Here is a 17282-nt window from a genome sequence, read left to right as displayed (position 1 = left end):
ACGGGCTCTCAGCGCGGCATTTGCAGCGAGGCGTAGCAGGTGAAGCCGCTCGTCCCGCGCTGAAGCCGGCGGATATAATTGAGATAGGCCTGATTCTGGTCGTAGCTGGTGCCGGGCAGCGGACGGCCGCGGATCGCCTGCTTCACCTGTTCGCCAGTGAAGCTGCGGCCGGTGCCGGGGAAGGCGCCGGGCGTGCCGGCAGGGACCAGTTGGCCGTTGGGCGCGATATAATTGCCCGAACGCCCCTGATCGGGCACGGGAATAGTGCAGTTGAGCACGGAAGCGGCCGTGTTGGCGAGCGCCGGGCGGATCGACACGATCGCGGAGGCCGCAACCGCGCCCCCCATCAGCAGCTGACGGCGGGATGGCGTGAGGGATACAGGAGTCAACGAAGGCGCGTCGGCGCGATCCGCTTCCTCGCGGGGGCCGGCACCATCCTGTTCGGGCGTCGTTTCGCTCATCTTTTCCTGTTTCGCATCCTGCGCTTGCCAAAGCGTAAAGATTGCACGCTATTGAGGCGCGTATATCGCAGCTAATCGCCGACAAATCCAGCATGGTAACTATGAGTCGCCTAAGCATTTCCCAGATTACCGCCTCGCTCGCCATGTTGATGCTGGGCACGGGCGGCGCCCTGATGCTGGGCGCGCACCCGATCGGCATCGCCCTGCCGGTGCTGGCGGGCGTGCTGGTGCTGATCATTACGTCGGGGGACGCGGGCCTGCGCCCCACCCCCGCGCCCATGGTAACGCCGGAACAGCCCGACCTCATCGCCCATCCCGATTTCGCCAGCCTGCTGGAGGGCATTTCCGATCCGCTGATGCTGGTGGAAAAGGGCCGGATCGCGCGCGCGAACCTGGCGGCGCAACGCCTGCTCGGCGCGCATATCGAGGGGGAGGATGCCCGGATCGCGATCCGCCACCCCGCCGCCGCCGAACGGCTGGCCAGCCTGGCGCCGCTGGCCGAACCGATCATGATCGAACTGGTGGGCCTGGGCGCGCGCGACCAGCGCTGGCAGATGCGCGTCGCCCCGGTCGGCGCGGTCGACGACATGCGCCGGCTGGTCCATCTGGTCGACCATAGCGGCACCCATGCGGCCGAACGGATGCGGGTCGATTTCGTCGCCAACGCCAGCCATGAACTACGTACGCCGCTGGCAGGGATATTAGGCTTCATCGAAACGCTGGCCGACCCGGACATGGGCAAGGATAGCGAAACGCGCCAGCGCTTCCTGACGATCATGGACCGGGAAGCGCGCCGGATGCAGCGCCTGATCGACGATCTGATTTCGCTGAGCCGGATCGAATCGGAAAAATATCGCCTGCCCGACGCGCGGGTCGACCTGTCCGAACTGACCGCCGAGGTGGTCGGCGTGTTCCGATCCAGCCATGGCGACCGGGGCCGCGAGGTGGAGATGGAGATCGCCCCTCGCCTGCCCGGCGTGCAGGGCGACCGCGCGCAATTGTCGCAGTTGCTGCACAATCTGATCGGCAATTCGGTGAAATATGGCCGCCCCGGCACGCCAATCCGCGTGACCCTCAATGAAGGGCCGAGCGGCATGACCCGGCTGACCGTGGCGGATGAAGGCGAAGGCATTGGTCCCGATCATCTGCCCCGCCTGACCGAGCGTTTCTATCGCGTCGATTCGGGCCGCAGCCGGGCGATGGGCGGCACCGGCCTGGGCCTGGCCATCGTCAAACATATTGTGGAACGGCATCGCGGCCGCTTCGACATCGCCAGCACGCTGGGCAAGGGCACGACCATCACCGTATTGCTGCCCCCGCCGGTGGAAGAGCAGCAGGGAAAAATCGACGAGAAAAAGCGTCCTTCCGCGCTTTCGGGGACAGTGTCATAAAAAGGAAACCTGACTGTCACAAAGGCGCGATGGTCCGCGACTAGGGCGCTTCCACAGGGGGGCGGCGACTTGCGAATCGCGGCCTTGTTGTATGGAGGTTCCCGTGAAGAAGTTCGCCCTGCTCGCCGCCACGACCGCGAGTGTTTTCAGCCTTGCCGCATGCGGCGACCAGACCGGCGGCGCCGGCGCGACCCGCGACCAGATCCGCGCGGTCGGCTCCTCGACCGTCTACCCCTTCGCCACGGCGGTCGCCGAACTGTTCGTGCAGGGCAATGCCGGCATGAAGTCGCCGATCATCGAATCGACCGGCACCGGCGGCGGCATGAAGCTGTTCTGCGCGGGCGTGGGCGCCCAGCATCCCGACATTGAAGACGCATCGCGCCGCATCAAGAAGTCTGAGTTCGAGCAGTGCCAGGCCAATGGCGTCAAGGACATCATCGAAATCCAGATCGGCGTCGACGGCCTGGCCTTTGCCGAATCGAAAAAGGGTCCGGGGCTGAAGCTGACCCCCAAGATCGTCTATGAAGCGCTGGCCGCCAATCCCTATGGCAAGGGTCCGAACAAGGCCCAGACCTGGAAGGATGTGGACCCCAGCCTGCCCGCGATCGCCATCTCCGTCTTCGGCCCGCCCTCGACCAGCGGCACCCGCGACTCGCTCGCCGAACTGATCCTGGAAAAGGGATGCCAGTCGGACGAAGCGATGAAGGCGCTGAAGGAAAAGAGCGAAGACGAATATAAGGCGACCTGCACCCGCATCCGTGAAGACGGCAAATATGTGGATTCGGGCGAGAATGACAATCTGATCGTCCAGAAACTGAACGCCAATCCCAACGCCGTGGGCGTGTTCGGCTACAGCTTCCTGGAGGAAAATAAGGACACGCTGAACGACGTGCCGATCAACGGCATTCAGGCGACCTATGAAACGGTGTCGACGGGCCAGTATCCTGGCGCGCGCCCGCTCTACATCTATGTGAAGAAGGCGCATATGACGGCCATTCCGGGCCTTCAGGCGTATCTCAACAGCTTCGCCGCCAACTGGAGCCCCGACGGCGCGCTGACCAAGCGCGGCATGGTCGCGGCCCCGGAAGATGTGCGCAAGAAAAGCGCCGAAACGGTCAAGTCGCTGACCGTGCTCAACGGTTCCGACCTCAAATAAGCGAAGGTGTAATGACCGGACCTGCAATCTTCCTGCTGCTCGCGGGCCTGGGCGCCATCGCCTGGGTCAGCGCCCGCGCCCGCGCGCTGCGGCTACAGACCGCCGCGCGCGAAACCGGGCGTCGCGACGCCGTCCATTCGCTACCCGGCTATCATGGCTGGTATGTCGCGCTGTGGACGCTGATCCCCGCCGGCCTGTTTCTGGCCATATGGGCCAATGTGTCGCCCGGGCTGGTGACGCAGGCCGTGCTTGCCGATCCGGCGGCGCAGAGCCTGCCCGCCGACGCCTTCTCCCGCTCCGCCGTCCTTGGCGAAGCACGGGCGATCGCGACGGGATTGCAGGCCGGGGCCTTCAACCCCGCCTCTCAGGCGCTGGTCGAACCCTACCGCGCCGCGCTCAACAGCTATGGCGTGGCCGGGGCGGCGCTGGCGCTGATCCTGGCCTTTGCCGGGGGCGCTTACGCCTTCACCCGCGTCCGGCCCGACTTCCGGGCGCGCACGCGGGTCGAACGGCTGGTGATGGCGACCCTGCTGGTGGCTTCGCTGCTGGCCATCGTGACCACGTTGGGCATCGTCGCCTCGCTGCTGTGGGAGAGCTTCCGCTTCTTCTCCATGGTGAACCCCATCGACTTCCTGTTCGGCCTGAAATGGTCGCCGCAGTCGGCCGCCATGGGATATGGCAATGACGATGCGTTCGGCGCGGTGCCGCTGTTCTGGGGCACCATCTTCATCGGCGCGATCATCGCCATGATCGTGGCGATCCCGCTGGGCCTGATGAGCGCGGTCTATCTGACCCAATATGCCAGTGCGACTGTGCGCAAGTGGATGAAGCCGATCCTGGAAGTGCTCGCGGGCGTGCCCACGGTGGTCTACGGCTATTTCGCCGCACTGACCGTGGCCCCGGCGCTGCGCGATCTGGCCGTGTCGGTCGGCATCCATGGCGCGTCTTCGGAAAGCGCGCTGGCGGCCGGTCTGGTGATGGGCGTGATGATCATTCCCTTCGTGTCCTCCATGGCCGACGACAGCATCGCCGCCGTGCCGCAATCGATGCGCGACGGCAGCCTGGCGATGGGCGCGACGACCAGCGAGACGATTACCCGCGTCCTCATTCCCGCCGCCCTGCCCGGCGTGGTCGGCGGCGTGCTGCTGGCCGTCAGCCGCGCGATCGGTGAAACGATGATCGTGGTGATGGCGGCTGGCCTTTCGGCGAACCTGACCGCCAATCCCTTTGCCAGCGTGACCACGGTGACGACCCAGATCGTCCAGTTGCTGACCGGCGACCAGGAATTTGACAGCGCCAAGACGCTGGCGGCCTTCGCGCTGGGGCTGGTGCTGTTCATCGTCACCCTGCTGCTCAACATCGTGGCCCTGCGGGTCGTGAAGAAATATCGCGAGGCTTACGAATGAGCCAAAATAGCAAAACCCCGTTCGGGCTGAGCTTGTCGAAGCCCTGCCCTTCTTCGAAGAAAAATACAGCCCCCTTCGGCGAAGCTCAGGACGGGCTTCGACAGGCTCAGGGCGAACGGAGGTTGGCGCAATGAGCGCAAAAAATCCCACCGACTGGAAGTCGGATGCGATGCGCAGGCGGATCGCCCGGCGCTATGCCGCCGAGCGCCGCTTCAAGCTGGCCGGTCTGGCCGCTGTCGCCCTGTCCGCCGCTTTCCTCGCCTTCCTGCTCTTCACCATGATGGGCAATGGTCTGCGCGGCTTTACCCGGACCGAAATCGCGCTGAAGATCGACTTCCCGGCCTCGCCGCTGCTGCTCGATCCTAACGCCATCACGGACGAAGCGCTGGCCAATGCCAATCTGCCGATGGTGACCAGCACCGTGGCCAGGAAGGTGCTGGGCGAGAAGGCGGACGATATGCTGTCGCCCACCGCCTGGATCAGCATCCGCGACGCGATTAAGGCCGATCCGAAGATATTGAGCCGCACCGAAACGATCAGCGTCCCCGCCTCTACCGCGATCGATCTGGCCGCCAAGAGCAAGGGTTCGCCCGAGGCCGAAGCGGAAGTCGCGCGGCTGAAGCAACAGGGCGTGCTGTCGACCGGCATCAACTGGAACTTCCTGACCGCCAGCGATGGCACCGATCCGACGCAGGTCGGCATCTGGGGCGCGTTCAAGGGATCGTTGCTGACCATGCTGGTGACGCTGTTGCTCAGCTTCCCGGTCGGCGTGGCGACTGCGCTCTATCTGGAGGAATATGCGCCCAAGGCCTGGTGGACCGACATTATCGAAGTGTCGATCAACAATCTGGCCGCCGTGCCCTCGATCATCTTCGGCCTGCTGGGCCTGTCGATCTTCCTCAACTTCCTGCATCTGCCCCGCTCCGCCCCGCTGATCGGCGGCATGACGCTGGCGCTGATGACGATGCCGGTCATCGTCATCGCCGGGCGCAACGCCATCAAGGCGGTGCCGCCCAGCATTCGCGACGCGGCGCTCGGCATCGGGGCCAGCCCGGTACAGGTGGTGTTCCAGCATGTCCTGCCCCTCGCCCTGCCCGGCATCCTGACCGGCACGATCATCGGCATGGCGCGCGCGCTGGGCGAGACGGCGCCGCTGCTGATGATCGGCATGCGCGCCTTCATCGCCACGCCGCCGGGCGGGATCAGCGATCCGGCAACCGTGCTGCCGGTGCAGATCTTCCTCTGGTCGGACGAAGTCTCCAAAGGCTTTGTCGAAAAGACATCCGCCGCGATCATCGTTTTGCTGGTCTTCCTGCTCGCGATGAACGGCCTCGCCATCTACCTGCGCAACAAGTTTGAAACACGGTGGTAATCGACCCCATGACGCAAGAACAAACCGACCTGACCATCGCCAATCCGAAGATGTCGGCCCGCGACGTCAAGGTTTTCTATGGCCCCAAACAGGCGATCAAGGGCGTGTCGATCGATGTCGACATGGACCATGTCACCGCCTTCATCGGCCCGTCGGGCTGCGGCAAGTCGACCTTCCTGCGGACGCTGAACCGCATGAACGACACAGTCGCTTCGGCCCGTGTGGAAGGCACGATCACGCTGGATGGCGAGGATATCTATGCCCCGACCATGGACGTGGTGCAGCTGCGCGCACGGGTGGGCATGGTGTTCCAGAAGCCCAATCCCTTCCCCAAGTCCATCTATGAAAATATCGCCTATGGGCCGCGCATCCATGGCCTGGCCGCGGGCAAGGCGGACATGGACGTGATCGTCGAAAAGTCGCTGCGCCGCGCGGGCCTGTGGGATGAGGTGAAGGACCGGCTGCATGACAGCGGCACCGCGCTTTCGGGCGGTCAGCAGCAGCGTCTGTGCATTGGCCGCGCGATTGCGGTGGAACCCGAAGTCATCCTGATGGACGAACCCTGCTCGGCGCTCGACCCGATCGCCACGGCGAAGATCGAGGAACTGATCCACGAACTGCGCGGCCGATACGGCATCGTGATCGTGACCCATAATATGCAGCAGGCCGCCCGCGTATCGCAGCGGACCGCCTTCTTCCATCTGGGCGAACTGGTCGAATATGGCGTGACGAGCGACATCTTCACCAATCCCCGCCAGGAGCGGACCAAGGACTATATCACCGGCCGGTACGGCTGATAGGACGGGGAGGGAATAGAGACATGGCTGAACATACGATCAAGGCATTTGACGAGGAAATCGACCGGCTGCGCGGGCTGATCGCCGAAATGGGCGGGCGCGCCGAAGCGGCAATCGAAAATGCAATGCTGGCGCTGCAACGGCAGGACAAGGCGCTGGCCGCGCAGGTGGTCGCCGACGACAAGCGCATCGACGCGATCGAGGCGGAAGTCGAAAAGCTGGTCATTCAGGTGATTGCGCTGCGCGCGCCGATGGCCAACGATCTGCGCGATGTGATCGCCGCGCTGAAGATCGTCAGCGTGGTGGAGCGCATCGGCGACTATGCCAAGAATATCGCCAAGCGCGTGCCGCTGATCGCGACCAACACCCGCACGCTGGAGCCGATCGCGCTGCTGCCGTCCATGGGGCAGGTTGCGGGCGAAATGGTGCATGACGCGCTGAACGCCTTTGCCGCGCGCGACGCCGATCTGGCGCTGGCGGTGGTGGAGCGCGACACGGTGGTCGACGATTTCTACAACAGCGTGTTCCGCACGCTGGTGACGTTCATGGTCGAAAATCCCAAGACGATCAGCGAATGCGCGCATCTGTTGTTCGTCGCGAAGAATATCGAGCGGATCGGCGACCATGCCACCAATGTCGCGGAAATGGTCTATTATGCCGCCACCGGCCAGACCCTGCCCGAGCGCGAACGCGGCGCCGACCTGCAAGCGGAGGACTGATCCATGGCACGGGCCAAGATGCTGCTGGTCGAGGATGACGCGGCGCTCGCCGAACTGCTGATCTGGCATTTCAAGCGCGAGGATTTCGACGTCGCCCATACGGTCGATGGCGAAGAAGCGCTGCTGATGGCGCAGGAAAATACGCCCGACATCGTGCTGCTCGACTGGATGGTCGAAAGCCTGTCGGGGATCGAGGTGTGCCGCCGCCTGCGCCGCATGAACGGCACCGCCAACATCCCGATCATCATGCTGACCGCGCGCGGCGAGGAAGAGGATCGGGTGCGCGGTCTGGAGACGGGCGCGGACGATTATGTCACCAAACCGTTCAGCCCGCGCGAACTGGTGGCGCGCGTTGGCGCGGTGCTGCGCCGCGTGCGTCCGGCGCTGGCCGGCGAAACGCTGACCTTCTCCGACGTGGAGATGGACACGGTGGGGCACAAGGTCCGGCGCGGCGGTCAGGTGATCCCGCTTGGGCCGACCGAGTTCCGCCTGCTCAAGCATTTTCTGGAGCATCCCGGCTGGGTCTTCTCACGCGAGCGGCTGCTCGACAGCGTGTGGGGGCAGGACAGCGACATCGAACTGCGCACCGTGGACGTCCATATCCGCCGCCTGCGCAAGGCGATCAACGCCGACGGCCAATATCAGGACATCATCCGCACCGTGCGGTCGGCCGGCTATGCGCTGGATACCGAGGGAATGGGCTGACCCGGTCGAGCTTCCATCGCGGACAAGAAAAAACCTCTCCGGGTCGGCCCCGGAGAGGTTTTTTATTGGCATCGGCAAATGGCGGCAGCGGGTCAGTCGACCATGCGCCAGCGCATGGTTTCGCCGGCGTGGAAGGGGACGACGCTCAACGCGCCCTCGCCGATCGCGGCGGGCACGACCACATCTTCGCGCACCAGCGTCACCGTGCCTTCATTAAGCGGCAGGCCGTAAAAATTGGGGCCATGTTCGGACGCAAAGCCCTCCAGCCGGTCCAGAACGCCTTCTTCCTCGAACACCTGCGCATAGCTTTCCAGCGCATAGGGCGCATTGAACAGGCCCGCGCAGCCGCAGGCCGATTCCTTGCGGTCGATGCTGTGCGGCGCGCTGTCGGTGCCCAGGAAGAATTTGGGCGATCCCGACACCGCCGCCTTGCGCACGGCCAGGCGATGCTGTTCCCGCTTGGCGACCGGCAGGCAATAAGCGTGCGGGCGGATGCCGCCGTCGAAGATGGCGTTGCGATTGATGATGATATGCTGGGGCGTGATCGTCGCGCCGATCTTCGGCCCGCTGGCGTTGACGAAATCGACCGCTTCGGCGGTGGTGATATGTTCCAGCACGATCTTGAGTTCGGGGAAGTCGCGCACCAGCGGCGTCAGGATGCGGTCGATGAACACCGCTTCGCGATCGAAAATATCGACGTCGCGGTCGGTGACTTCGCCATGGATCAGCAGCGGCATGCCGATGCTCTGCATGGTTTCCAGCAGGTTGGTCAGCTTGCGAATGTCGGTGACGCCGTGCGACGAATTGGTCGTGGCGTGGGCGGGATACAGCTTGCAGGCGGCGAACACGCTCTGCGCATAGCCGCGCGCGATTTCCACCGGATCGGCGCCGTCGGTCAGATAACAGACCATCAGCGGGGTGAAGTCAGCCCCGGCCGGCAAGGCGGCGATGATCCGGTCGCGATAGGCCTGCGCGGCGGCGATGGTGACGACCGGCGGCGACAGGTTGGGCATGACGATGGCGCGCGCGAACTGGCGCGCGGTGTAATTGGCGACCATGGCCAGCATCTCGCCATCGCGGAGATGGACATGCCAGTCGTCGGGGCGGCGGATGGTGATCTGTGCGGTCATGGGAGTCGCTCCTAGCGAGTCAAAGGCGCAGCGTCGATCCCGTGCTTGCGATGAGCATGTCGCCCTGCCTGAAATCAGGGTTATCCAATTTCCGTTCGCCCTGAGCTTGTCGAAGGGCTGTCCTTTTCTCGAACGCCTCAAGAAAAGGACGGGGCTTCGACAAGCTCAGCCCGAACGGATCATATTTAAAAAGCGGGGCGACGAAGAATGACGAGCCTGCGACAAGATCGCTCCCCTTCCAACGAAAAACGCCCCGACCATAAGGTCAGGGCGTTTTCGTTCGCAGCATCGCGCCGATCAGGCGGCGCGGCGGGCCTTGTTCAGCTTCTTGAGCAGCATGTCGCGCTTCAGGCGGGACAGATGGTCGATGAACAGCACGCCTTCCAGATGGTCCATTTCATGCTGGAGGCAGGTGGCGAGCAGCCCTTCGAGCTGTTCTTCATGAATGCGGCCTTCCCGGTCCATCCAGCTGGCGCGGATCGCGGCGGGGCGCTCCACTTCGGCGAACTGGTCGGGGACCGACAGGCAGCCTTCATTATAGACCGACAGTTCTTCGGAGCCTTTGAGGATTTCCGGGTTGATGAAGACCAGCGGTTTCTTGACCGGCGGCGCGCCTTCCTCCTCCGATTCCGGTTCCTGAAGGTCGATCACCAGAACGCGCTTGGGCACGCCCACCTGAATCGCGGCCAGACCGATGCCCGGCGCGTCATACATGGTGTCGAACATATCGTCGATCAGCGTCTGAAGATCGTCGTCGATCGCCTCGACAGGGGTCGAAATGGTGCGCAGCCGCGGATCGGGCGCTTCAAGGATGGGACGGATTGCCATAGGCCGAACATAGGCGGAACGGCGGATAATATCAAGCGGAGCGGCGCAGCATAGGGGCGACTAGCCCACCGGCCGCCGCGCCCGCAGCGCCTGCGCCAGCGTGCCTTCATCCAGATAATCCAGTTCGCCGCCGACCGGCACGCCATGGGCCAGCTGGGTCAGGCGGATGGGGAAGCGCTCCAGCCGTTCGGCCAGATAATGGGCGGTGGTCTGCCCCTCCAGCGTGGCGTTCATCGCCAGCACCACTTCATCAATGCCGCCCTGTTCCAGCCGGGCGACCAGCGCGTCGATGGTCAGATCCTCCGGTCGCACACCCTCCAGCGCGGACAGGCGGCCGCCCAGCACATGGAAACGGCCGGGGAAGAGGCGCGACTTGTCCAGCGCCCAGAGATCCGACACATCCTCCACCACGCAGAGCGCCCGCGGATCGCGGCGCGGATCGGCGCAGATGCCGCAGGGATCGACGGTGTCGACATTGCCGCAGGTGGCGCAGGTGACGAGCCGCTCGTTCACCGCCTCCAGCGCGCGCAGCAGCGGCTCCATCGCGCCCTCACGCCGTTTCAGCAGATGCAGCACCGCGCGGCGCGCCGATCGGGGGCCAAGTCCGGGCAGGCGGGACAGCGCCTGGGTCAATGCTTCGATTTCGGGAGAGGCCATATCGTGAGATAAGGGGTTGCAACTGGGAGAGACAAGGGGTTTGAGAGCTTTCTTTGCCAAATGCGTCCTGACGCATTTCGAATACGGCGCCAGCCCGCTCCCCCACCCGGCCACCCAACGGCAGTATCATATGGGTGGCCGGGTGGGGGAGCGGGCTGGTGCGGAACCGGACACAGATCATGCGTATTATCTATATGGGCACCCCCGATTTCGCCGTTCCCGCGCTCGACGCGCTGGTGAAGGCCGGCCATGCCATCGTCGCGGTCTATAGCCAGCCGCCCCGTCCCGCCGGCCGCGGCAAGGGGCTGCGCTCCTCACCCGTCCATCAGCGCGCCGAGGAACTGGGGATAGACGTGCGCACGCCGGCATCGCTGAAGGATGCCGATGTGCAGGCCGCCTTCGCCGCGCTGGACGCCGATGTCGCGGTGGTCGCCGCCTATGGACTGATCCTGCCGCGCGCCATATTGGCGATGCCGCGCCATGGCTGCATGAACATCCACGCGTCGCTGCTGCCGCGCTGGCGCGGGGCGGCGCCGATCCAGCGGGCGATCTTGTCCGGCGACAATGTGACGGGCGTGACGATCATGGACATGGAGGCGGGCCTGGACACCGGGCCGATGCGCGCCAAGCATGTCACCCCGGTCGAGGGCAAGACCGCAGGCGCGCTGACCGCCGAACTGGCGCAGGCGGGCGCAGAGCTGATGATCGAGGTGCTGGACGATATTTCGCTCCACCCGCCCATGGCCCAGCCCGAAGAAGGCGTGACCTATGCCGCCAAGATCGACAAGGCGGAATCGCGGATCGATTTCAGCAAGGACGCGCATCAGGTCGAGCGGCAGGTCCGCGCCTTCAATCCCTTCCCAGGCGCTTTCTTCGAATATCGCGGCGAGCGGTTCCGTATCCTTGCCGGCCATGTCGAACATCATGACGGGCCGGCGGGCGAATTGCTGGACGACAGCCTGCTGATCGGGTGCGGCCACGGCGCGATCCGCCCGACGCTGATCCAGCGCGCGGGCAAGGGCGCGATGACGCCGGGCGAATTGCTACGCGGTTATGAGATGCCGGCCGGGGGCCGGGTGGATGGGTGAGCGCACCTCCGTTCGCTTCGAGCGTGTCGAGAAGCCGATAAGCCGACCTATGTCGTTTCTCGACTTCGCTCGAAACGAACGGACTTAGGATCATGACCCGTTTCGCCTTCACCGTCGAATTTGACGGCCGTCCCTTCATGGGCTGGCAGCGTCAGGCCCATGGGCCAAGCGTGCAGCAGACGATCGAGGATGCGATCTTCGCCGTTACGGGCGAACGCGCCGTGATCCATGCCGCCGGACGCACCGACGCAGGGGTCCATGGCCTCGCCATGCGCGCCCATGCTGAAATCGAAAAGGACATCGCGCCTTTCCGCCTGATGGAGGCGCTGAACGCGAAGATGCGGCCCGATCCGGTCGCCATCCTGGCGTGCGAGGTCATGCCCGACGACTGGCACGCCCGCTTTACCTGCGTCGGGCGATCCTATGTCTATCGCATCGCCAATCGCCGCGCGCCGCTGACCTTCGAAAGCGGGCTGGCGTGGCGGGTGGGGCAACCGCTGGATGCGCAAGCGATGCACGATGCCGCGCAGATACTGGTCGGACGGCATGACTTCACCACTTTCCGGTCGGCCCATTGTCAGGCGCAAAGCCCGTTGAAATCGCTCGACCGGCTGGATGTGGAAAGGGACGGCGACCGCATCGCCATCCATGCGGCGGCCCGATCCTTCCTGCATCATCAGGTGCGGTCGATGGTCGGGTGCCTTGCGCTGGTCGGCATGGGGCGGTGGCGCGCGGACGATCTGCGCGCCGCGCTGGAGGCGAAGGACCGCGCGGCGCTGGGCCTCAACGCGCCGCCTGACGGCCTCTATTTCGTCAGCGCAACCTATCCCGACGATCAGGCGAAAGCGGCAGCGCAGACCTGATTCTTGCCGGCGCGCTTGGCTGCGCGCATCGCATCGTCAGCGCAGGCGATCAGCCGGTCGAGATCGGCGGGATCGGGCCGTTCAGCCGTGACAAGACCCAGGCTGCCGCTGATCCCCATGCCATAAGCCTCCAGCGCGCGGCGCACATCTTCTGCAACCATGGCGACCGCAGCGGCATCCCGGTTCGACAGGAGCAGCAGAAATTCGTCGCCGCCCAGACGCGCGACCACATCGCCGGCATGGGTCTGCCCGCGCAATATCTGACCGATGTCGGCAAGGCAGGCATCGCCCGCAGCATGGCCATGGTTGTCGTTCAATTGCTTGAAGCCGTCCAGATCCAGGAACAGCAGGCTGATCGAGCGCCCCATCTGTCCGGCATGGGCCAGCACATATTTGGCGCGGCAGGCGAACCCCCGCCGATTGCCCAGACTGGTCAGCGGATCGTGCATCGCATCGAAACTGGCCTGTCGCAGGTCGGACAGATCCTCGATCACGGCGACGTAGAATTCGGGCTGGTTCCCCTCGTCCCGCACCATCGCGACGGTCAGATTGACCCAGATGGTGGCGCCGTCAGCGCGGATATAGCGCTTTTCCATCGAATAACGCGGAATCTCTCCCGCGTTGAGGCGCGCGAGCAGCGTTTCGTCGGCATTGAGATCATCGGGATGGGTGATCTGCTGAAATCCGGTGCGGATCAGCGTGTCGGCATCATAGCCGCTGATCGCGCAGAAGCGGGGATTGACCAGCAGGAAGGCGCCGTCCAGCCCGACATGGGCGATGCCGATCGGCGCATGCTGAAAGGTCGCCTCGAACCGGCGCCGGGCCAGAGACAGCGCCGCCGCCATCCCGCCATCCAGCGCCACCACATTGCACGGCTCCAGAACCCGATCGTTATCGTCATGGGAAATGGGAAGAAATTGTCGATGCGACTGGCTGCTCATGGCTCCACATGGCGCACCAATGGTAAACAGGGATTTAGCGAAACAACGCTGCTGTAAAATTTACTGGAGGCTGGTGCGGAACGGCGTGAAATCCGTGGCTTCGTCATAAATGTCCAACCCTTCGCGCCGCTTGACGAAAGCGACCACGGCATAGGTGACGGGCGTCAATATCGCTTCCCAGCCGACCTTCATCGCCCAGTTCGTGACCATCACCGTCAGCACCTGCGCATCGGTCCAGTTGCCGTAGAAGGCGAGCGGGTAGAAGAGCAGGCTGTCCACCCCCTGCCCCACCACCGTCGACCCGATGGTGCGCATCCACAGATGCCGGCCCTGCGTCCAGAGCTTCATCTTGGCAAGGACGAAGCTGTTGGCGAACTCCCCGGCCCAGAAGGCGCAGACCGACGCGAAGACGATGCGCCATGTGCTGCCGAATACCGCTTCATAGGCTTTCTGGTCGGGCCAGCCATCGGCCGGGGGCAACGCGACCACGACCCAGCTCATTATCGCCATGAACAGCATGGCGGCAAAGCCGACCCAGACGCAGCGGCGCGCGCGCGCATAGCCATAGACTTCGGTCAGCACGTCGCCCAGCACATAGCCGAGCGGAAAGAAGAGGATGCCCGCGCCGAATGTAAAACCGCCCAGCGTCGCCAGCTTCGCCGCGCCGATCAGGTTGGACAACAGCAAGATCGCGACGAAGGCCGCCATCAGGAAATCATAATAGCGCAGCGTCCGCGCGCCCAGCGCCCCCGCATCGATCCTGTGCAGCCCCGTTTCACTCATGCCATCCTGCTTATCGTGCGGTCAGACGATTGCAAGCAGCCGCAACGCCCGCTATCGCGGCAGGCATCCGGCCCCGTAGCTCAGTTGGATAGAGCATCCGCCTTCTAAGCGGATGGTCGCAGGTTCGAATCCTGCCGGGGTCGCCAATCTTTTTTTCGGTTGTCAGCAAGTCTGCTCCTTTACTTCATTTTCGTGATCCTCTGAGCGGCGAGAATGGCCAATTTCGGCCGTTTCGGTTTTAGAGGGTGTAGCGAAGTAGGCGGTTTTCGCCGTCAGCGAGGAGTTAGGAACGTCCCATTCAGGACGGCAAATCGACCCGATCGAGTATTCTCTTGAGCAACGTCCAAGGCCCATCCCGGCGAGGATGTGACGATATTTGCACCCGGGTATCTATCCCCTGCACCCCTAGTCGGCGGTTTTCGCACTGGACGATCCGAGCAGTATAATCGCTGACGTCGGCCAGCCTGCTCTCGTTCTCGATCTTCATCTGCGCGATATCGAAAGACGCTGCCTCATCGCCACCCGGCCAGATTGTGATCGTGACGACCATCATGGCCTGCGCGCCTCTCTACGGCGCGAACCTGGATTCGAGTTGCAGGTCCAGTCCCTCGGCCAACGCACTTTGGGGGTTGCTGGCCACCATCGCCAAGATCGCCCCCATCGCGTCCGACACCATAGAGACCGCCAGCGGGTTGCTCGCGTCGTACCCTCTGCGGACCTCAGCTTGGTCCGCCAACTGTCTTCCATAACGAAGTCTGAGCAATCCTCTCGCCTCGGCGAGATCGCAGGCCATCATCGCATGGTAGACATGGTGGATCTGATCCACCCGCACATCGACGATCGTCGCGGTATACAGCGTCCGACCATGGCCGGCACTCTCCCGGTCCCTGCCGGTATTCCAGAGCCCTCCGGTCGTCGCCTCCCCCGACATGTAACCGTCGCTACGGAGGATTTGGTCGACCAGATCACTGGGCGTTCCAAGCTCCAAGTCTAGGGCATGAAACATGATGCATCTCATCAACCCTGGCGCGGTCAGACACGCTTCCAGCGGTCGCGCCCCGCCGAACGGAGGCTGCGAGCTATAGAGCCAAGCCAATGGATCGGACTGCAAGCTGTCACGCTCGAACCGAGCGCCAGTTTCGACAGCCGCGATCACGAGGCGATCGACCATCTTGTAGGTCAAGTCGAATGAGACATCGTCAGGGCTATCACTGGCCAGCGGATCAGGGCGTCCCAACAGAGCTGAAGTGGTGAAGTAATCCAGCGCTGAGCGCTGGGTCCGTGCAGCTATTCTCTGTTCGTACATCTCGTGCGTCAGCATTGCGAAACCCTTTCTGTCACCATCCTTTTCAAGAGAAGCCTGCGCGAGTCGCACGCTCCATTTATCGACTTGTACATTCATTTCAATGATTCTGGAATTATAGAATTGAATGGCGTTCGATTTCCTGTTTCAACGGACGTCTCAACGGTCATCAGCCGGCACATTCTTGATTTGGCTGACGGATCTGTCCGTCACTAACCGTTTGACCGGTTGGGATGGATCGCTGATAGTCTGGCCCATGGACTCATCAGCAATGGTCGAGGCCCTGGCTGCGCTAGGGCAACCGACTCGCCATGATATCTACCGCCTACTCGCCCGGGCGCCTGAAGGCCTGCCGGCGGGAGAAATTGCGCGCCACCTCAATGTCGCTGCAAACACTCTATCTTCCCATCTGGGAATTCTATCGCGCGCCCACCTTGTTTCCTCGCGCCGTGCTGGGAAACAGGTGATCTATCGGGCTGATACAGCCGCAGCGTCGTCCATCGGCACATACCTCAATGGCTTAGCCTCAGTGACGCCCTGAATTTTCTGAATACGCTCTGCTTCGCTCCTCGAAACTCAGGAGTGAAGAAAAATGGAAGATCGCATTGCCCACTACATGGTGACCTTCACGCCTCAGCAATGGCCGGAAGCTTACCGGCGTGCTCTGGAAGTTGAAGAGCTCCCCAGGAAGGGCAGTCGGCGAATGGCAGCAGCTGTTACCGCTGCCGCCACTCGGCTGGGGTATAAGGAGCGCAACTTCTTCAAGATCATTCGGGCGTACAAGGACTCGCTCCAGCTGAACGATCAGGTTCTGTCCAACTACCCCCGTCAGCTTCCCGCTGAAACGAGAGCAGCTCTCGAAGAAGCCATCGCGCACGCCGGCCCGGGCGCTCGGCCAGGGGCGATCCAGTCTGCCGCCGAAGCCTTGTGCGAGAAGCGTAAAATAAGTCCACCAAGCAAACGGGCAGTCCGCACGAGACTCAATCTGCCCATGGAAGTGACCGATATCGCGTCCTACACCGGCATGAATACCGACTACGCCATCGATATGTCGCCACTCGATGTGGCGGTCGATGGCCCCGATAACATCCCCTATCACGCTGTCCTCACCGCGTTCATCGACGTCAGCCGTGGTATCGCTCTTGCCCATGTGGTGACTGCAGATAGGCCAACTGCCGACGACATCCTCCAGTTGGTCACCGAGGCCGCTGAACAGATGAATTCCGCATCACCCGCACGCGCGTCTTTGGCGATGTACCGGAACGCTCCTGTCGATGACCCGCGCACGAAAGCCCAGTTACGCTCAATCGGCATCGCCCAGTCAGACGTTCAGGTAGACTCTCGTCGGCCAGGATTGGCCCTCACTGCTATGTTCGGCACCAAGCTCGGCCGCGTGCCTCTCAATCCGCGCCGCAATCCTTCCATCCCATTCGCAATTCGCGAAACTCTGCCTCTGCCTGTCGTGCGTCCGGCCGTCGCTCTGCTTCTGGAGCGCTATCACGCTGGCCTGCAGATCAATCGAGAGGCCGAGCCTGCCGTATCAGCCGCGGCAGCGGTCCATGCGATTACCAAGGGGCCAACGAAAGCAACGCTAACTGAGGTCGCCTATGCCCGACCTCTGTCCCCGAGCAGGTAGCACTTTAGCAGCAGGCGGGATTGTCGCAGCGCGCTGGCTGAATGGG

General features: G+C 63.5%; 19 protein-coding genes and 1 tRNA gene. 12 read left to right on the top strand and 8 right to left on the bottom strand.

The window, feature by feature from the left end:
* Positions 1–8: 8 nt before the first annotated feature.
* Positions 9–461, bottom strand: coding sequence for a hypothetical protein (locus tag ACFOKF_RS06485; protein ID WP_380794131.1), 453 nt, complete (start codon positions 459–461; stop codon positions 9–11).
* Positions 462–562: 101 nt separating this feature from the next.
* On the opposite strand from ACFOKF_RS06485, the gene ACFOKF_RS06480 reads away from it, so the two are divergent.
* The 7 genes from ACFOKF_RS06480 (at position 563) to phoB (ending at position 8007) form a co-directional block, all read left to right on the top strand.
* Positions 563–1852, top strand: a complete 1290-nt coding sequence (locus ACFOKF_RS06480) for a sensor histidine kinase (protein ID WP_380794128.1) — start codon at positions 563–565, stop codon at positions 1850–1852.
* A 91-nt stretch (positions 1853–1943) separates the two neighbouring features.
* The gene (locus ACFOKF_RS06475) at positions 1944–3008 is read left to right on the top strand and encodes a substrate-binding domain-containing protein (RefSeq protein WP_380794125.1); all 1065 of its coding nucleotides are present in this window, start codon (positions 1944–1946) and stop codon (positions 3006–3008) included.
* Positions 3009–3019: 11 nt separating this feature from the next.
* The gene (pstC, locus tag ACFOKF_RS06470) at positions 3020–4414 is read left to right on the top strand and encodes a phosphate ABC transporter permease subunit PstC (RefSeq protein WP_380794123.1); all 1395 of its coding nucleotides are present in this window, start codon (positions 3020–3022) and stop codon (positions 4412–4414) included.
* A 130-nt stretch (positions 4415–4544) separates the two neighbouring features.
* The gene (gene pstA / locus ACFOKF_RS06465) at positions 4545–5786 is read left to right on the top strand and encodes a phosphate ABC transporter permease PstA (RefSeq protein ID WP_380794121.1); all 1242 of its coding nucleotides are present in this window, start codon (positions 4545–4547) and stop codon (positions 5784–5786) included.
* An 8-nt stretch (positions 5787–5794) separates the two neighbouring features.
* Positions 5795–6583, top strand: coding sequence for a phosphate ABC transporter ATP-binding protein PstB (pstB, locus tag ACFOKF_RS06460; RefSeq protein WP_380794118.1), 789 nt, complete (start codon positions 5795–5797; stop codon positions 6581–6583).
* 23 nt (positions 6584–6606) lie between these two features.
* Positions 6607–7302: a phosphate signaling complex protein PhoU gene (gene phoU, locus ACFOKF_RS06455; protein WP_380794115.1), complete on the top strand. Its 696-nt coding sequence runs from the start codon at positions 6607–6609 to the stop codon at positions 7300–7302.
* 3 nt (positions 7303–7305) lie between these two features.
* Complete coding sequence (gene phoB / locus ACFOKF_RS06450; RefSeq protein ID WP_380794112.1) at positions 7306–8007, top strand: phosphate regulon transcriptional regulator PhoB; 702 nt, start codon at positions 7306–7308, stop codon at positions 8005–8007.
* A 92-nt stretch (positions 8008–8099) separates the two neighbouring features.
* On the opposite strand, the gene pyrC is transcribed toward phoB, so the two are convergent.
* The 3 genes from pyrC to recR form a co-directional block, all read right to left on the bottom strand.
* A complete protein-coding gene (pyrC, locus tag ACFOKF_RS06445; RefSeq protein ID WP_380794110.1) occupies positions 8100–9137 on the bottom strand; it encodes a dihydroorotase in 1038 nt (345 codons plus the stop codon).
* Between the two features lie 297 nt (positions 9138–9434).
* On the bottom strand, positions 9435–9965 hold the full coding sequence (gene def / locus ACFOKF_RS06440) for a peptide deformylase (RefSeq protein WP_380794107.1): 531 nt from the start codon (positions 9963–9965) through the stop codon (positions 9435–9437).
* A 60-nt stretch (positions 9966–10025) separates the two neighbouring features.
* Positions 10026–10622: a recombination mediator RecR gene (recR, locus tag ACFOKF_RS06435; RefSeq protein WP_380794104.1), complete on the bottom strand. Its 597-nt coding sequence runs from the start codon at positions 10620–10622 to the stop codon at positions 10026–10028.
* A gap of 179 nt (positions 10623–10801) precedes the next feature.
* Between recR and fmt the strand changes: the two genes are divergently transcribed.
* Positions 10802–11710 (top strand): methionyl-tRNA formyltransferase, encoded by a 909-nt coding sequence (gene fmt / locus ACFOKF_RS06430; protein WP_380794101.1) that lies wholly within the window; start codon positions 10802–10804, stop codon positions 11708–11710.
* Between the two features lie 92 nt (positions 11711–11802).
* Positions 11803–12573, top strand: a complete 771-nt coding sequence (gene truA, locus ACFOKF_RS06425) for a tRNA pseudouridine(38-40) synthase TruA (protein ID WP_380794098.1) — start codon at positions 11803–11805, stop codon at positions 12571–12573.
* Here the strand turns inward: truA and ACFOKF_RS06420 are convergent.
* Entirely contained in the window at positions 12546–13514 is a 969-nt protein-coding gene (locus ACFOKF_RS06420; RefSeq protein ID WP_380794095.1) for a GGDEF domain-containing protein, read from the bottom strand. The genes truA and ACFOKF_RS06420 overlap by 28 nt on opposite strands.
* Before the next feature lie 60 nt (positions 13515–13574).
* A complete protein-coding gene (locus tag ACFOKF_RS06415; RefSeq protein WP_380794093.1) occupies positions 13575–14297 on the bottom strand; it encodes a queuosine precursor transporter in 723 nt (240 codons plus the stop codon).
* A 69-nt stretch (positions 14298–14366) separates the two neighbouring features.
* On the opposite strand from ACFOKF_RS06415, the gene ACFOKF_RS06410 reads away from it, so the two are divergent.
* A tRNA-Arg gene (locus ACFOKF_RS06410) sits at positions 14367–14443 on the top strand.
* A gap of 152 nt (positions 14444–14595) precedes the next feature.
* Here ACFOKF_RS06410 and ACFOKF_RS06405 read toward each other — a convergent pair.
* Both ACFOKF_RS06405 and ACFOKF_RS06400 read right to left on the bottom strand, forming a co-directional pair.
* Positions 14596–14850 (bottom strand): hypothetical protein, encoded by a 255-nt coding sequence (locus ACFOKF_RS06405; protein WP_009821126.1) that lies wholly within the window; start codon positions 14848–14850, stop codon positions 14596–14598.
* A 15-nt stretch (positions 14851–14865) separates the two neighbouring features.
* The gene (locus tag ACFOKF_RS06400; RefSeq protein WP_228167293.1) at positions 14866–15699 is read right to left on the bottom strand and encodes a hypothetical protein; all 834 of its coding nucleotides are present in this window, start codon (positions 15697–15699) and stop codon (positions 14866–14868) included.
* A gap of 28 nt (positions 15700–15727) precedes the next feature.
* Here ACFOKF_RS06400 and ACFOKF_RS06395 point away from each other — a divergent pair, with 28 nt between their 5' ends.
* Both ACFOKF_RS06395 and ACFOKF_RS06390 read left to right on the top strand, forming a co-directional pair.
* Complete coding sequence (locus ACFOKF_RS06395) at positions 15728–16141, top strand: ArsR/SmtB family transcription factor (protein WP_197716417.1); 414 nt, start codon at positions 15728–15730, stop codon at positions 16139–16141.
* 51 nt (positions 16142–16192) lie between these two features.
* Positions 16193–17236, top strand: a complete 1044-nt coding sequence (locus ACFOKF_RS06390; RefSeq protein WP_228167292.1) for a hypothetical protein — start codon at positions 16193–16195, stop codon at positions 17234–17236.
* The last annotated feature ends 46 nt before the right edge of the window (positions 17237–17282 follow it).

Origin of the sequence: Sphingobium rhizovicinum (genome assembly GCF_042647625.1) — a bacterium.
Taxonomy (GTDB): Bacteria; Pseudomonadota; Alphaproteobacteria; order Sphingomonadales; family Sphingomonadaceae; genus Sphingobium; species Sphingobium rhizovicinum.
Note: the sequence above shows the minus strand (reverse complement) of the source record. Positions and strands in the feature narration are given on the sequence as shown.

Bases quoted from the DNA above. Each gene is read 5' to 3' on its own strand.
- ACFOKF_RS06390 (WP_228167292.1), top strand. From the start codon at position 16,193: ATGGAAGATCGCATTGCCCACTACATGGTGACCTTCACGCCTCAGCAA.
- pstB (WP_380794118.1), top strand. From the start codon at position 5,795: ATGACGCAAGAACAAACCGACCTGACCATCGCCAATCCGAAGATGTCG.
- ACFOKF_RS06400 (WP_228167293.1), bottom strand. From the start codon at position 15,699: ATGAATGTACAAGTCGATAAATGGAGCGTGCGACTCGCGCAGGCTTCT.
- ACFOKF_RS06420 (WP_380794095.1), bottom strand. From the start codon at position 13,514: ATGAGCAGCCAGTCGCATCGACAATTTCTTCCCATTTCCCATGACGAT.
- phoU (WP_380794115.1), top strand. From the start codon at position 6,607: ATGGCTGAACATACGATCAAGGCATTTGACGAGGAAATCGACCGGCTG.
- ACFOKF_RS06475 (WP_380794125.1), top strand. From the start codon at position 1,944: ATGGAGGTTCCCGTGAAGAAGTTCGCCCTGCTCGCCGCCACGACCGCG.
- ACFOKF_RS06395 (WP_197716417.1), top strand. From the start codon at position 15,728: ATGGCGTTCGATTTCCTGTTTCAACGGACGTCTCAACGGTCATCAGCC.
- pstC (WP_380794123.1), top strand. From the start codon at position 3,020: ATGACCGGACCTGCAATCTTCCTGCTGCTCGCGGGCCTGGGCGCCATC.
- def (WP_380794107.1), bottom strand. From the start codon at position 9,965: ATGGCAATCCGTCCCATCCTTGAAGCGCCCGATCCGCGGCTGCGCACC.
- recR (WP_380794104.1), bottom strand. From the start codon at position 10,622: ATGGCCTCTCCCGAAATCGAAGCATTGACCCAGGCGCTGTCCCGCCTG.
- ACFOKF_RS06480 (WP_380794128.1), top strand. From the start codon at position 563: ATGAGTCGCCTAAGCATTTCCCAGATTACCGCCTCGCTCGCCATGTTG.
- pstA (WP_380794121.1), top strand. From the start codon at position 4,545: ATGAGCGCAAAAAATCCCACCGACTGGAAGTCGGATGCGATGCGCAGG.
- ACFOKF_RS06415 (WP_380794093.1), bottom strand. From the start codon at position 14,297: ATGAGTGAAACGGGGCTGCACAGGATCGATGCGGGGGCGCTGGGCGCG.
- fmt (WP_380794101.1), top strand. From the start codon at position 10,802: ATGCGTATTATCTATATGGGCACCCCCGATTTCGCCGTTCCCGCGCTC.
- ACFOKF_RS06405 (WP_009821126.1), bottom strand. From the start codon at position 14,850: ATGATGGTCGTCACGATCACAATCTGGCCGGGTGGCGATGAGGCAGCG.
- pyrC (WP_380794110.1), bottom strand. From the start codon at position 9,137: ATGACCGCACAGATCACCATCCGCCGCCCCGACGACTGGCATGTCCAT.
- truA (WP_380794098.1), top strand. From the start codon at position 11,803: ATGACCCGTTTCGCCTTCACCGTCGAATTTGACGGCCGTCCCTTCATG.
- ACFOKF_RS06485 (WP_380794131.1), bottom strand. From the start codon at position 461: ATGAGCGAAACGACGCCCGAACAGGATGGTGCCGGCCCCCGCGAGGAA.
- phoB (WP_380794112.1), top strand. From the start codon at position 7,306: ATGGCACGGGCCAAGATGCTGCTGGTCGAGGATGACGCGGCGCTCGCC.